This is a genomic window from Halovulum dunhuangense (genome assembly GCF_013093415.1).
Classification (GTDB): domain Bacteria; phylum Pseudomonadota; class Alphaproteobacteria; order Rhodobacterales; family Rhodobacteraceae; genus Halovulum; species Halovulum dunhuangense.
Genome location: NZ_JABFBC010000002.1, coordinates 599300 through 613663 on the forward strand (window position 1 = coordinate 599300; position 14364 = coordinate 613663).

The following is a 14364-nucleotide window of genomic DNA, read 5'->3' on the forward strand; positions in this document are numbered from 1 at the left end:
AGGCGCAGGGCGCCACATGACCCAGACGCCGGCCGCCTGGGTGTTGCTTCTGCCCTTCCTTGCCGTCTATGCCCTGTTTCTCGTCTACCCCTTCTTCCGCGGCATCTGGATCAGCCTGCACGACTGGAACCTGCTGGCCGTGGCCTTCAACCCCGATGCGAAAAGCTTCGTGGGCTTCGAGAATTACGTCCGCGTCATGTGGGGCCGGAACATCGAATGGGGCCCGCTGAGCCGGCCGCTGGTGCAGGGGGCGGGATATCTTGGCGTGATCGCGGCGGCGGGGCTTCACCTGACGGGCCGCGTGACCCGCGTCACTGCCATCGGCCTTGCGGTGCTGGGATTTCTGGCCATCGGCCTGGGCGGCTTCGCCCCGGGCGAGGGCGGGCGCTGGTATGACCGCCGCTTCTGGCCCACCGTGGGCAACACCGTACTGTTCGTAAGCCTGACTGTCCCCGGCGTCACCCTCTCGGCCATGATCCTGGCCGCCGCGCTGAACCGCGAGACGCGCGCGATGTCGGTGCTGCGCACGCTGTTCTTTCTCAGCCAGGTGCTGTCGGTGACGGTCGTGACGCTGGTCTGGCAGATCATGTTCTCACCCCGCCAGGGGCTGATCGCCAACATCACCCAGACGCTTGGCGGCACGCCGATCACATGGCTCACGGACGAACGGTTCGCCATGGCGGCCATCGTGATCGCGACGATCTGGTGGTCGCTGGGCATCGCCATGATCCTGTTCCTGGCCGGGCTTCAGGACATCTCGAGGGATCTCTACGAGGCGGCGGCGCTGGACAACTGCACCGGCGCACGCGCGTTCCGGCACATCACCCTGCCCAATCTCAAGCGGACGATCACGCTGGTGGTGATCCTTCAGATCATCCTGCATTTCCAGGTCTTCGGGCAGTCGCACCTGATGACGCAGGGCGGGCCCAACGACACCACGCAGGTGCTGGTGCGCTACATCTACCAGACCGGGTTCCGCGACAGCGAGCTTGGCCGCGCCTCGGCCATGGCGGTGTTCCTGTTCGTCATCATGGGCAGCTTCTCGGTCATCCAGTTCATCATCGGACGGGAGAAGAAATGATGGCCAGCCGCGGCTACACCCTGCTCGTGATCGCGCTCTCGATCCCCGCCTTTCTCTGGCTCGTGCCGACGCTGTGGATGCTGTCGCTGTCATTCCAGCCCAACGACGTTCTGGCGCGCACCACCTCCAGCACGGCCTTCGGGCTGGTCCCCCTGCCCTTCACGGCGCAGAATTACGCGGATCTCTTCGCCTTCGGCCAGACGCCGTGGTGGTTTCTCAATTCGATCATCGTGGCGGCCGGCATGACGCTGGGCGTGCTGACCGTGTCCACCACCGCCGGATATGCGCTGGCGCGGCTGGAATTCCCCTGCAAGCGCACGATCACCGTCCTGTGCCTGATCGGGCTGATGGTGCCCGAACAGGCGGTGTTCATCCCGCTCTACACGATGTTCGCGGACCTGGGCTGGCACAACAGCTACCACGCGCTGATCCTGCCGCGCATGGCGGTGCCGATCGGCGTCTTCCTGATGATGCAGTTCTTCCGCGCGATCCCCCGCGACATCGAGGAGGCGGCGCGTCTCGACGGGGTCGGCTGGCTCAGGATCTTCTGGTACGTCATGCTGCCGCTCGCGCGGCCCGCGATGATGACGCTGGCGATCCTGACCTTTCTCTACGCCTGGAACGACTATCTCTGGCCGCTCGTCTCGGCGCAGCAGCGGGAATACTTCACCATCACCCTGGGGCTTGCCAGCATCCAGTCGAACTTCGCGCAATCGGAGGGGCTCGGCCGCGTCATGGCCTCGGGCGTGATCGCCTCGCTTCCGGTCGTGATCCTGTTCCTGATCTTCCAGCGCTACGTCGTGCAGGCCATGACCGTGGGCGGAAGCAAGGGATGAGCAACGCCAACTTCAAATCCGCACAAACGGGAGGAAACGCATGAAACGGATCATATTCGGCACCCTTGCCGCCACGCTGCTGGCGACCGGCGCCATGGCGCAGGAGGTCACACTCGGCCGCTTCTTCGGGGCCTGCGAGGATGCGGGAACCGACACCAGGACCAGCGTCGGCGAGGCCTGCATCATCCAGTCGATCATCAACGCAGCCGACGCCGAGATCGAGGGCGTCAGCGTCAACACCCTGCCCACCGACTGGGGCAACTACTACGACCAGATCAAGGCGACCTACGCCTCCGGCACGCCGCCCAGCATCCATGTGCTTCATCGCAGCAGCCTGCCCGAGTTCGCCTCGCTCGGCGCCTTTGCCGACCTGACCGATGACCTGGACGCCGCCGGCATCGATCCCGCCGACTGGGTCGAGACGGCGCGCGAGGCGGTCACGCACGAGGGCCGGATCGTGGCCGTGCCGATGGACCTGCATGCCAATCTCTGGCACCTCAACATGGACATCATGGAAGAGGCCGGGCTGGTCGCTGACGGCAAGCCGATCCTGCCCTCCTCGCCCGAGGAACTGCTCGAACATGCACGGAAGGTGAAGGAGGCGACCGGCAAGGACTACCTCGCCGCCGACTTCGCCCAGTTCCCGATCGGCGTGCGGCTGGTGCTGGCGCTTCTGTGGCAGCAGGGCTCGAACATCTTCGAGGGGGACGAGGCGACGATCGACACCGAGGAGGCGCGCGCCGCCATCACCGCGATCACCCAGCTTTTCGATGCAGGGCTCGCCAATCCGCAGCTGAACTACGCCGACAGCCAGCAGGCCTTCCTGAACGGAGAGGCGGCGGTGCTGGTGAACGGTACCTGGGTCGTCGATTTCTACGACGCCGAGGCGGCAAAGGAAGAAACCGCGCTCGACAGCTACTACGCGGCCGATTTCCCGACGCTGTTCAGCGAGGGGGCGACCTGGGCCGACAGCCACATGTGGGCCATCCCCGCCTCCGTGAAGGCGAACGACCCCGAGACCTATCAGGCCGCGCTGAAGGTTCTGGCCTTCATCAACGACCACAACATCGACTGGGCCCGCACCGGCCACATGGCGGTGCGCAACTCGGTGCTGGAGGGCGAGGAATACGCCAACCTGCCGCACCGGTCCGAATACACCGCGACCGCCGACATCGCGCGCGACACGCCCGCATCGCAGCGGTATGGCGCCATCCAGGACGTGCTGAACCGCGAATTGCAGGCGATCTGGCTGACCGGCAAGCCGGTGGCGGACGCGCTGCTGGATGCACAGTACGAGGTCCAGGACCTGCTCGACCGCTGAGCCCCGAGCGCCCCGCCGCCCGACGCGGCGGGGCCACTTCACGACAGATGCCCGAAAGCGAACCCGATGGAACGATGGAGCGAAGAGGACGCAAAGGCCTGGTGGGCCTCCACCCCCTGGATCTGCGGCTTCAACTTCCTGCCCTCGACGGCGGTGAACTTCCTCGAGATGTGGCACCGCGACAGCTTTGATCGTGCCACGATCGAACGCGAACTCGGCTGGGCCGCAGAAATCGGCTACAACGCCTGCCGGGTGAACCTGCATTTCCTGGTCTGGAAGCACGACCGCGACGGCCTGATCGGGCGGCTGGACTGGTTTCTCGACACCGCCACGCGGCTGGGCATCCGGACCGTGCCCTGCCTTTTCGACGATTGCGGTTTCGGCGGCGCGGAACCGGTCTATGGCCCGCAGCCCGACCCCCTGCCCGGCGTCCACAACGGCCGCGCGGTGGCAAGCCCCGGCCGCGCCACGGTGATGGACCGCAACAGCTGGCCCGCGCTCGAAGCCTATGCCCGCGACATCGTGCGCAGCTTCGGCCATGACCGCCGGGTGCTGTTCTGGGACATCTACAACGAACCCGGCAACCGCATGCAGTTCTCGGGCGGGGGATTCTCGCTCTATACCGATGCGCTGGTCCCGCATTCCAGGGATCTGATGGAGGCGAGCTTCGCCTGGGTCCGGGCAGAGGCACCGATCCATCCGCTGACGGTGGGCGCCTGGACCACGCCGCTGCCCGGCGAGAACGTCCACCCCTACCAGACCGAGATCGACCGCAGCGCGCTGCTGCATTCCGACATCATCACCTTTCACGCCTACTGGCGCGCGGGCCAGGTCGCGAAGTTCATCGACTATCTCGAGGTGCTCGACCGCCCGATGCTGTGCACCGAATGGATGGCGCGCGCGGTGGACAGCCGCATCTCGGATCAGTTGCGCATGTTCCACGATCGCGGCGTCGGCTGCTTCCAGTGGGGGCTGGTGCGCGGCCGAACCCAGACCGACGCCCCCTGGCCCGAGGCGCTGGTGCGCACCCATGGCGGCAGGGCCGACCGGGGCCTGTGGTTTCACGATGTGCTGCACGCCGATGGCAGCCCCTATGATCCGGCGGAAATCGAGACGATCCGCGGCCTGATGCGGCCGGACAGGACCGTACGGCAGGAAGGAGCCTGACATGACGGGAGTGACCCTGGAAAAGGTCGTCAAGCGCTACGGCGAGACGCAGGTGATCCACGGTGTGGACCTGACGATCGCGGATGGCGAATTCTGCGTATTCGTGGGCCCGTCGGGCTGCGGCAAGTCCACCCTCCTGCGCATGGTCGCGGGGCTGGAGGAAACGACAGGCGGCGCCATCCGGATCGGGGCGCGCGATGTTACCCGGCTCGACCCGGCCCAGCGCGGGGTGTCGATGGTGTTCCAGACCTACGCGCTCTATCCGCACATGACGGTGGCCGAGAACATGGGCTTCGGGCTGAAGATGAACGGTCACGCCGTGGACGTGATCCGCGACAAGTTGCCGCCGCGTCAAAGATCCTGAAGCTCGACGCCTATCTCGACCGCAAGCCGGCGGCGCTGTCGGGCGGCCAGCGCCAGCGCGTCGCCATCGGCCGGGCCATCGTTCGCGGGCCCGAGGTGTTCCTCTTCGACGAACCGCTCTCGAACCTCGATGCGGAATTGCGCGTCGAGATGCGGGTAGAAATCGCTCGCCTCCACAAGGAAATCGGCGCGACGATGATCTACGTCACCCACGACCAGGTAGAGGCGATGACGCTGGCGGACAAGATCGTCGTGCTGCGCGCGGGCCGGATCGAACAGGTGGGCGCGCCGCTCGATCTCTACCGCGATCCGGACAACCGCTTCGTCGCGGGGTTCATCGGCTCTCCGGCCATGAATTTCCTCGACGGCACCGTGCAGGGCGACAGCGTCGCGGTGCCGGGCCTGAGATCGGACGTGGCGCTTCCCCTCGGCCTGCCCTCGGACGGGACGCGGGTGCAGATCGGCCTGCGCCCCGAGCATCTGACCATTGCCGATGGCGACACCCACCGCGTGGAACTGACCGAGGCGCTGGGCGGCGTGTCCTACGCCTATCTCACCGCGCCCACCGGCGAGCGGCTGATCGTCGAGGAACGCGGCGACACCCGCGCCCGCGCGGGCCAGACCGTCGCCCTGCGCTTCGATCCCGCCCGCGCCTTCCTGTTCGACGCCGAAACCGAGGCACGGATCCGATGAGCGCGACACGGCAACCGCGCATCCTGGTCTGCGGCGGCGCGGGCTATATCGGCTCGCACATGGTGCGGATGCTGTTGCGGCACGGGCACGAGGTCGTGGTGTTCGACAACTTCTCGCAGGGGCACCGCGCGGCCCTGCCGTCCGGCATCCAGGTGATCGAGGGCGACCTGCTCGACCCCGCAACCCTCGCCAGGGCCTTTGCCGGGCGCGGCTTCGACGCGGTCTATCACTTCGCGGCCCTGATCTCGGTGGGCGAGTCCGTCACGGCGCCCGATCTCTACTACCGCAACAACGTGGTGGGCGCGCTGAACCTGCTCGACGCCATGCGCGCCGCAGACTGCGACCGGCTGGTGTTTTCCTCGACCGCCGCCGTCTATGGCAACCCGGTCAGCGACCTGATCGCCGAGACGCATCCGCAGAACCCGATCAACCCCTATGGCCGCTCCAAGCTGATGATGGAACAGGTGCTGGAGGACCACGCCCGCGCCCATGGCATCCGATCGGTCAGCTTCCGCTACTTCAACGCCGCAGGCGCGGACCCCTCGGGCGGCCTGGGCGAGGCGCACGACCCCGAGACGCACCTGGTCCCGAACGTGCTGCTTGCAGCGCTTGGCGAGCGACCCGCGCTCGACATCTTCGGCACCGACTACGACACGCGCGACGGCACCTGCATCCGCGACTATGTCCATGTGAACGACATCGCCCGCGCCCATCTTGCCGCCCTCGACTGGATGGCGGGCAACGACGGCGCCCATGTCTTCAACCTTGGCAACGGCACCGGCTTCACCATCCGCGAGGTGCTTGAGGCGGCCGAGGCGGTGACCGGCCGCAAGATCCCCGTCCGCACCGCCCCACGCCGGGCGGGCGATGCGGGCATCCTGGTGGCCGACAGCCGCAAGGCGCGGGATCTGCTGGGCTGGCAGCCGCGGATCCCCGACATCGCCGGGATCATCGAAAGCGCATGGGCCTGGCACCGCGCGCCGCAATACGGCCCCTTCGCCCGGGCAGAGGCACGGCGCGCATGAACGATCTGTTCGAGGAATGGCCGCACCGCCGCTACAACCCGCTCAAGGACGAGTGGGTTCTGGTCTCGCCCCATCGCAACAAGCGCCCCTGGCAGGGCAGGACCGAGGAAATCGCACCCTCGAGCCGCCCGGCTCACGACCCAGAGTGCTATCTCTGCGCGGGCAACCGCCGGGTCACGGGTGCGGTCAACCCCGACTATCGCGGGCCCCATGTCTTCGCGAACGACTTTCCCGCCCTGCTCGGGGACGCGCCGTCCTTCGCCAGCGACGACCCGCTGTTCCGTGCCGAAACCGTGCGCGGCGCCGCGCGGGTGATCTGCTTCTCCGAGCGCCATGACCTGACCCTGCCCGAACTTCCGGTGCAGGCGATCCGGGGCATCGTCGATCTCTGGGCCGCGCAGATCGAACAGCTTGGCCGCACCCACTCCTGGGTGGCGGTCTTCGAGAACAAGGGCGCGCTGATGGGCTGCTCGAACCCGCATCCGCACGGGCAGATCTGGGCGACCGGCTTCCTGCCCGACGAGGTGCGGCGCGAGGATGCGGCGCAGGCGGCCTATCTCGCGCGCCACGGCACGCCGCTCCTGCTCGACTATGCCGGGCGCGAGGCCGCGGACGGCAGCCGCGTCGTGGTCGCGAACGATCACTGGCTGGCGGTCGTGCCCTACTGGGCGGTCTGGCCCTTCGAGACGCTGGTCCTGCCGCGCCGCCACGTCCTGCGCCTGCCCGACCTGGCCCCGCCAGAGCGGGACGCGCTGGCCGACATCCTCAAGCGGCTCTGCACCCGCTACGACAACCTGTTCGGGATCGAGTTCCCCTACACGATGGGCTGGCACGGCGCCCCGATGACACCGGGCGCGCAGGACCACTGGCAGTTGCACGCGCATTTCTACCCGCCGCTTCTGCGGTCGGCCACGGTGCGGAAGTTCATGGTCGGCTTCGAGATGCTGGCAGAGGCGCAGCGCGACCTGACGGCGGAAACCGCCGCCGCACGGCTGCGCGACCTGCCCGACCTGCATTACAAGTTCAAGGGGGAAGACGGATGAGCGCGGCCCTTGAACGGCGGGCGGCCGAGGCCTTCGAGCGCCGCTTCGGCACCCCACCCGCAGCCGTCGCCTTCGCGCCCGGCCGGGTGAACCTGATGGGCGAGCATACCGACTACAATGGCGGCTGCGTGCTGCCCGTGGCGCTGGAACTTGGCACCGCCGTGGCCCTTGGCCGGGGCGATGCGCCCGGCCGCCTCGATATCGCAAGCGACGGCTTCGCCGACGCCCGCCGCCGCCACATCGCAGAGACGGCCAGCGGCGACTGGAGCGACTATGCACTCGGCAGCCTCGTGGTCGCGGCGCGGCAGACCCTTGAACGCGACGGGCTGCGCGCAACCGTCGCAAGCGACCTGCCGGTTGGGGCGGGGCTCTCCAGCTCCGCCGCGATCGAGGTCGCCGCGATCCGCGCGGCGGACGCGCTGCAAGGGGTGGCACGCGACCCGGTCGCCCGCGCGACCCTTGCCCGCAGCGTGGAAAACGATTTCGTGGGCCTGCCCTGCGGGGTGATGGACCAGTTCGCCTCTTCGGTGGGGCGCCCCGGCACCGCCCTGTTCCTCGATACCGTCAGCCTGTCGCACCGGATGCTGCCCCTCCTGCCCGGTTACAGCTTCCTCGTGATCCACTCGGGCGTCGGCCACAAGCTGACCGATGACGGCTATGCGCGCCGCGTCGAGGAGTGCCGCGCCGCCTGCGCAAGCCTGGGCGTCGGCCAGCTTTGCGATCTGGACGAAAGGGCGATGGACCGGATCGCCGCCCTGCCCGCGCCGCTGTCGGCCCGCGCGCGCCATGTCGTGACCGAGAATGCCCGCGTGGCGCACGCCATCGCCGCGCTGGAGACAGGAGACGCGGACGCCTTCGGTGCGCTGATGGTCGCAAGCCACGCCTCCCAGCGCGACGACTATGCCGTGTCGGTGCCCGAGGTGGACGCCCTCGTCGCGGCCGCGCTTCAGGCCGGCGCCACCGGCGCGCGGCTGACGGGCGGCGGGTTCGGCGGCTCGGTCGTGGTGCTGGCCCGCGACGACCTGGCCGGCGCCATGACGGCCAACCTGATCCACAGCCTGCCCGACGCGCGTCTCATGGCGACCGTCCGGCCGATCCCTCAGGTCTTGAACACCCGGTAGATCGCCGGGATCACCAGCACCGTCAGCGCGGTCGAGGACAGAAGCCCGAACAGAAGCGATATGGCGAGGCCCTGGAAGATCGGGTCCGCCAGGATCACGGCGGCCCCGATCATCGCCGCGATGGCGGTCAGCAGGATCGGCTTGAACCGGGTCGCCCCCGCCTCGATCAGGATCTCCACGCTCACCTTTCCCTCGGGGTCGGCATGTCGGATGAAATCCACCAGCAGGATCGAGTTGCGCACGATGATGCCCGCCAGCGCGATGAAACCGATCATCGAGGTGGCCGAGAAGGGGGCGCCGAACAGCCAGTGCCCGCCCATGATGCCCAGGAATGTCAGCGGCACCGGGGTCAGGATCACCAGCGGCAGGCGGAAGGATCCGAACTGCGCCACCACCAGGATGTAGATGCCCAGCAGCGCCACGCCAAAGGCCGCCCCCATGTCGCGGAAGGTGATCCATGTCACCTCCCACTCGCCATCCCACAGGAGGACCGGCGTCTCGGCGCTGTCGGGCTGGCCGTTCAGTCGGATTTCGGGCTTGGGCAGGTCGCTCCAGCCCATCGCGTCCAGCCGGTCCGACACCGCCAGCATCCCGTAGAGCGGCGCCTCGAAGTCGCCCGCAAGCTCGCCCGTGACCATCACCACGTCATGCCCGTTGTGCCGGAACAGCGGATACGATGTCCGCTCCTCGGCCACCGTCACGATGTCGCCCAGCTCCACCACGCCGCGCGCGCCGGGCAGCGCATTGGCCGGCACCGGGGTGGACAGGCTGCGCTCGTCCAGCATGCGGTCGGCCCGGTCGCGGGCGATCACGATGGGGATGGGGGGGCGCCCCTCGCCACGGTGGGAATAGCCGATCGTCGTCTCGCCGTTCAGCAGGCGCAGCGTGTCGAGCGCGTCGCGTTCCTGCACGCGGAAGAAATCCATGTCGCCGGGCGACAGCCCAACCCGCAGGCGCGGCGCCTGTTCGCCGTAGCTGTCGTCCACGTCGACGATGAAGGGCACCTCTTCGAACGCGCTGCGCACCCGCGCCGCAACCGCATGCCGCGTCGCCTGGTCGGGGCCATAGATCTCGGCCAGCAGGGTCGCGATGACCGGCGGGCCGGGGGGCGGTTCGACCACCTTCAGCACCGTGCCTTCGGGGATCTCAAGCGCCGTCAGCCGCGCGCGCAGGTCGAGCGCGATCTGATGGCTGGTGCGATCCCGGTGATCCTTGGCATCCAGGTTCAGCTGCACCTCGCCCATCCCGGGCGACTGGCGCAGGTAGTAGTGGCGCACCAGCCCGTTGAAGTTGAAGGGCGCCGCCGTCCCGGCATGGGTCTGCGCCGAGATCACCTCGGGCAGGTCCAGCGCCACGCGGGCCACCGCCTGCGCGACGGCGTCCGTCGCCTCGACCGAGGCGCCCTCGGGCAGGTCGATCACCACCGCGAGTTCGGACTTGTTGTCGAAGGGCAGCAGCTTGACCGTCACGTCGCGTGTGTAAAGCAGCACGAGCGACCCGAAGGACAGCGCCGCCACGACCAGAAGGAACATCAGGCTTCGGCCCTTGCTGCGCAGCACCGGCCGGGCAACGGCGGCATAAAGCCGGCCCAGCCCGCCGCCCGCCGCATGGGCGCCCTCCTCGCCATGTCCTTCGACCATCGCGCGGCCTGCAATTTTCAGCATCAGCCAGGGCGTGATCATCACCGCCACGAAGAAGGAAAAGATCATCGCCGCCGAGGCATTGGCCGGGATCGGGCTCATGTAGGGTCCCATCAGGCCCGACACGAACAGCATCGGCAGCAGCGCCACCACCACGGTCAGGGTCGCGACGATGGTCGGATTGCCCACCTCTGCCACCGCCTCGACCGCGGCCTGAAGCCGGCTGCGGCCCGGGCGTTTCATCGCCCAGTGGCGGGCGATGTTCTCGATCACAACGATGGCGTCGTCCACCAGGATCCCGATGGAAAAGATCAGCGCGAACAGCGACACCCGGTTCAGCGTGTAGCCCATGATCCAGGCGGCAAACAGCGTCAGCAGGATCGTGACCGGGATCACCACGGCGACCACCACCGCCTCGCGCCAGCCGATCGACACCAGCACCAGCGCCACGATGGAAACCGTGGCCAGCGCCAGGTGGAACAGCAGCTCGTTGGCCTTCTCGTCGGCGGTCTCGCCGTAGTTGCGCGTCACCTCGATATCCACGCTGTCGGGGATCAGGCGGCCCTGCATCGCCTCGACCCGGTGCAGGACCTCCTCGGCCACGGTCACGGCATTGGCCCCGGCGCGCTTGGCCAGCGCCAGCGTCACCGCGGGCCGGCGTTCCGCCACCCCCTCGGCGTCACGGACCAGGGTCGCCACATGCGCCTCGTCCAGATCCTGCACGAAGGCCACGTCGGCCACGTCACGCACATAGACCGTGCGCCCGTCGCGGGTCGTCAGCTCCAGGTTGCCGATTTCCTCGGGGGTGGCGAGCGTGCGCCCGATCACCAGCCCCACCTGCTGCCCCCGGTCGCGCAGAAGCCCCGCCGGTGCGGCAGCATTCGCCCCCTCGACCTTGGCCGCAAGCTGCTGAAGCGTGACGCCGTAAAGCGCCAGCCGCTCGGGGTCGGGCGCGATGCGCAGCGCCTCATCCGTCGCGCCGACCAGGTAGGTCAGGCCGATATCCGGGATCCGCGCCAGTTCCGTCTCGACCTCGCGGGCGAGCCGGGTCAGGTCGGCGGCGGTCAGCATGTCCTGCCCGGTCCCGGGCGAGAAGGTCAGCGCGACGATGGCCACGTCGTCGATCCCGCGCCCCACCACCATCGGCTCGGGGATACCCACCGGGATCCGGTCGAGATTGGCCAGGATCTTGTCCCGCACCCGCAGGATCGCGGTATCCGACGAGACGCCCACCACGAAGCGGGCGGTGACCATGACCTGGTCGTCGCGGGTGTCGGAATAGACATGCTCGACCTGGTCGATGCCCTTGACGATCCCTTCCAGCGGCTCGGTCACCAGCTTCAGCGCATCCTCGGCCCTCAGCCCGTCGGCGCTGACATGGATGTCCACCAGCGGCACGGAGATCTGCGGCTCTTCCTCGCGCGGAAGGCTCATCAGCGCGATCAGCCCCACCGCCAGCGAGGCCAGCAGGATGAGCGGCGTCAGCGGCGAGGCGATGAAGGCGCGCGTCAGCCGCCCGGCCAGCCCCAGGCCCGGTCCCTCGCCCTCACTCATCGGACAGCACCACCATGTCGCCGGGGACAAGCCCTGTCAGGATCTCGCGCCAGGGCTCGCCGTCGCGCAAGATCTCGGCCCCGGGCACCACGGTGCGGCGGACTTCGCCGCCCGCGGCTTCCACGGTGACGAAATCCAGCCCCCCGGCCCGGCTCAGCGCGGCCTGCGGCACCAGGATCGCGCTGCGGGTGGCCACGGGCAGGCGTACCGGCAGACGGCGGCCGACGTAACGGGCGTCCAGCCCCTCGACCTCGACATCGGCCTCGACCCGGCCCTCGAAGATCTGCGGATAAAGCCGCGCCAGCGTTCCGCGCTGCCCGCCGCTGCCAAGTTCGATCACGTCGCCCTCGGACAGGCTGGCGGCGTGGCGTTCGGGCACGGCAAGGCGCAGGAACACCCCGCCGCCACCGATCACCGCGACCGCCTCGCCGGGTGTCACGAAAGAGCCGCGCGCCACCGGCACGTCCAGCACGACCCCCGCTTCGGGGGAAATCACCGCGCCCTCGGTCACCTGCTGCTCGACGCCCAGCCGCTGGCTTTGCAGCGCCCGCATCTCGCCCGCGATCACGTCCACCGCCGATTGCAGCTGTTCCAGCCTCTGGTTCGAAATGACGCCACGCTCCAGCAACTCGCGCCCCCGCTCCAGATCGGCGGTCGCGGTCTGCATCTGCGCCGCCAGCGCCTCGCGCTGCGCGTCGATGGCGGCAAGCTGGAACTCCAGCTTGTCGTCCCGCACCAGGGCGATCTGCTGGCCGGCCTCGACCCGGTCGCCCTCGGTCACGGTCAGCTCGACGATACTGCCGCCGATGCGCACCCGCGCAGGCACCCGGTCGCGCGTCTCGACCTGGCCATGCACGGCCTTCCACTCGGTGATGTCCTGCGGAACCACCTCGAGCGTCTGTGCCGCCAACGGGCTTGCGATGGCTGTGACGAGCAGGGCCGACAGCAGGCTGCGCATGGGGATCCTCCGGTTCCGTTCCGTACGGCATGGCGTAACGCACACCATCAGCGCAGGAATAATCCCGCCTGCACAATGACATGGATCAAACCGCGGCAGTCGGGCGGCAGTCGGGCGGCAGGCCCCCGCGGAAACGCCGGCTTGAGCGGCCCCGGCACCTGGGCTAGATGTGGCAGCATGACGCAGTCCGGAGAGACTGGATGGGGAGCAAGCGCGAAGACCTGCTGGGCGAGCATCGGCGCGGCCTTTACGGCTATGCGCTGAGCCTGTCGCGCGATCCGGACCGCGCCGCAGATCTGCTTCAGGACTGCGCCCTGCGCGCCATGTCCACCCGCCACTGGCCGGACAAGCCGACCGCCGTGCGCGCCTGGCTCTTCACCATCCTGCGCAACCTGTGGATCGACGATATCCGCGCCCGCACCCGCCGCGACCGCGCGGAACAGGACGCAGCCGAGGACGAGAGCGGGCCGCCGCGCGACTTTCCCGACGGGGTGATCGTGACCCGGATCGCCGTGCGGCAGGCCTTTTTCCGGCTGGCCAAGGATCACCGCGACGTTCTTGCATTGGTGGATCTGGGCGGGTTCAGCTATCAGGATGTCGCGGATATCCTGGGGGTACCGCGCGGAACGGTGATGAGCCGCATCTCGCGGGCGCGCCTGGCGCTGGCGGAACTGCTTGCGGAAGGCGGGGTCGTGGACCTCGAGGCGGAAAGACGAAGGAGAGCGCAGCGTGGCGCGCGATAGGATCTCGCTCGAACTCCTGAATGCCTATGCCGACGGCGAACTGGACAGCGCGTCCGCCGCGCGCGTGGCGCGGGCCGTCGCGGCCGATCCGGCGCTGGCGGCGCGGCTTGCCAGCTTGCAGGATCTCCGCGCCGCGGTGGCCGGGCTTGCCCCGGAACCCGACCAGGTGCCGGAACCCGCACCGGCAGCGCCGCGCGGGCGCAGGCTTGCCCGCCTTGGCGCGGTGGCCGCGGTCGCGGCGCTGGTTCTCGGCGCCGGGCTGCTGCTGGCGCCCGATGCCGCGACCGACCACGCCGCAGGCGACCCGGTGGCGGCGCTTGTCGCCCGCCATGACGGCGGCCTGGCGCAGGACATGGCGGGCCGCGCGCCGTCGGACTGGTCGGCGCGGATCGTGCCCCTGATGGCGGCGACCGGCCTGACCCTGGTACAGGAACAGGAACTGGAGGACGGCACCCGCCACGCCGTGTTCACCGGGCGCAACGGCTGCCGGCTGAGCCTGTTCGCCCAGCCCCGTCCGGCGGACCCCACCGCGGACGGGCTGGCGCTGGAAACCCGCGACGGCGTGCTCAGCGCGACCTGGCAGGCCGGCCCGGCCGAGTATGTGCTGATCGCCCGAGCGATGGACCAGGTCCGCTTTGCCACCATCGCCAGTTCGTTGAAGGCGGCGACCCGCGCGGAACGCGGCGACCGGACCGATCTGCTGGCAGCCCTCGATGGCGCGCGCCAACGCTGCCTGGCCTGATTCTTTCGCTGCCTCGGGAATATTCGCGCCCTCCCGTTCGTCTTGAGTGGACTGGGGCGCGTGCCTTGCTCCCCGGT

The 14364-nt window shown here is 68.9% G+C and carries 11 protein-coding genes and 1 pseudogene; 10 read left to right on the forward strand and 2 right to left on the reverse strand.

Annotation, left to right across the window (positions count from 1 at the left end; genetic code table 11):
* The first annotated feature begins 16 nt into the window (after positions 1 to 16).
* The 8 genes and pseudogenes from HMH01_RS13570 to galK all read left to right on the forward strand — a co-directional run bounded on the left by HMH01_RS13570 (position 17) and on the right by galK (position 8650).
* A complete protein-coding gene (locus HMH01_RS13570) occupies positions 17 to 1081 on the forward strand; it encodes a carbohydrate ABC transporter permease (RefSeq protein ID WP_171326305.1) in 1065 nt (354 codons plus the stop codon).
* Positions 1078 to 1917, forward strand: a complete 840-nt coding sequence (locus tag HMH01_RS13575) for a carbohydrate ABC transporter permease (protein WP_171326306.1) — start codon at positions 1078 to 1080, stop codon at positions 1915 to 1917. Before HMH01_RS13570 ends, HMH01_RS13575 begins: the two co-directional genes overlap by 4 nt.
* Positions 1918 to 1957: 40 nt before the next feature.
* Positions 1958 to 3238, forward strand: coding sequence for an extracellular solute-binding protein (locus HMH01_RS13580; RefSeq protein ID WP_171326307.1), 1281 nt, complete (start codon positions 1958 to 1960; stop codon positions 3236 to 3238).
* Between the two features lie 66 nt (positions 3239 to 3304).
* Positions 3305 to 4405 carry a glycoside hydrolase 5 family protein gene (locus HMH01_RS13585; protein WP_171326308.1) on the forward strand — a complete coding sequence of 367 codons (1101 nt, stop codon included), beginning with the start codon at positions 3305 to 3307 and terminating at the stop codon, positions 4403 to 4405.
* A 1-nt stretch (position 4406) separates the two neighbouring features.
* Positions 4407 to 5461 (forward strand): annotated as a pseudogene (locus tag HMH01_RS13590) (ABC transporter ATP-binding protein).
* Positions 5458 to 6486, forward strand: a complete 1029-nt coding sequence (gene galE / locus HMH01_RS13595; RefSeq protein ID WP_171326309.1) for a UDP-glucose 4-epimerase GalE — start codon at positions 5458 to 5460, stop codon at positions 6484 to 6486. Before HMH01_RS13590 ends, galE begins: the two are co-directional and overlap by 4 nt.
* Entirely contained in the window at positions 6483 to 7529 is a 1047-nt protein-coding gene (locus HMH01_RS13600) for a UDP-glucose--hexose-1-phosphate uridylyltransferase (RefSeq protein ID WP_171326310.1), read from the forward strand. Before galE ends, HMH01_RS13600 begins: the two co-directional genes overlap by 4 nt.
* Positions 7526 to 8650, forward strand: coding sequence for a galactokinase (galK, locus tag HMH01_RS13605; RefSeq protein WP_171326311.1), 1125 nt, complete (start codon positions 7526 to 7528; stop codon positions 8648 to 8650). The genes HMH01_RS13600 and galK overlap by 4 nt, the downstream gene beginning before the upstream one ends.
* Here galK and HMH01_RS13610 read toward each other — a convergent pair.
* Positions 8629 to 11844 (reverse strand): efflux RND transporter permease subunit, encoded by a 3216-nt coding sequence (locus HMH01_RS13610; RefSeq protein ID WP_171326312.1) that lies wholly within the window; start codon positions 11842 to 11844, stop codon positions 8629 to 8631. The two genes, galK and HMH01_RS13610, sit on opposite strands and share 22 nt — an antisense overlap.
* The gene (locus tag HMH01_RS13615) at positions 11837 to 12802 is read right to left on the reverse strand and encodes an efflux RND transporter periplasmic adaptor subunit (protein WP_171326313.1); all 966 of its coding nucleotides are present in this window, start codon (positions 12800 to 12802) and stop codon (positions 11837 to 11839) included. Before HMH01_RS13615 ends, HMH01_RS13610 begins: the two co-directional genes overlap by 8 nt.
* 200 nt (positions 12803 to 13002) lie before the next feature.
* Between HMH01_RS13615 and HMH01_RS13620 the strand changes: the two genes are divergently transcribed.
* On the forward strand, positions 13003 to 13545 hold the full coding sequence (locus HMH01_RS13620; protein ID WP_171326314.1) for an RNA polymerase sigma factor: 543 nt from the start codon (positions 13003 to 13005) through the stop codon (positions 13543 to 13545).
* Positions 13532 to 14287: a hypothetical protein gene (locus HMH01_RS13625; protein WP_171326315.1), complete on the forward strand. Its 756-nt coding sequence runs from the start codon at positions 13532 to 13534 to the stop codon at positions 14285 to 14287. Before HMH01_RS13620 ends, HMH01_RS13625 begins: the two co-directional genes overlap by 14 nt.
* Positions 14288 to 14364 lie beyond the last annotated feature (77 nt).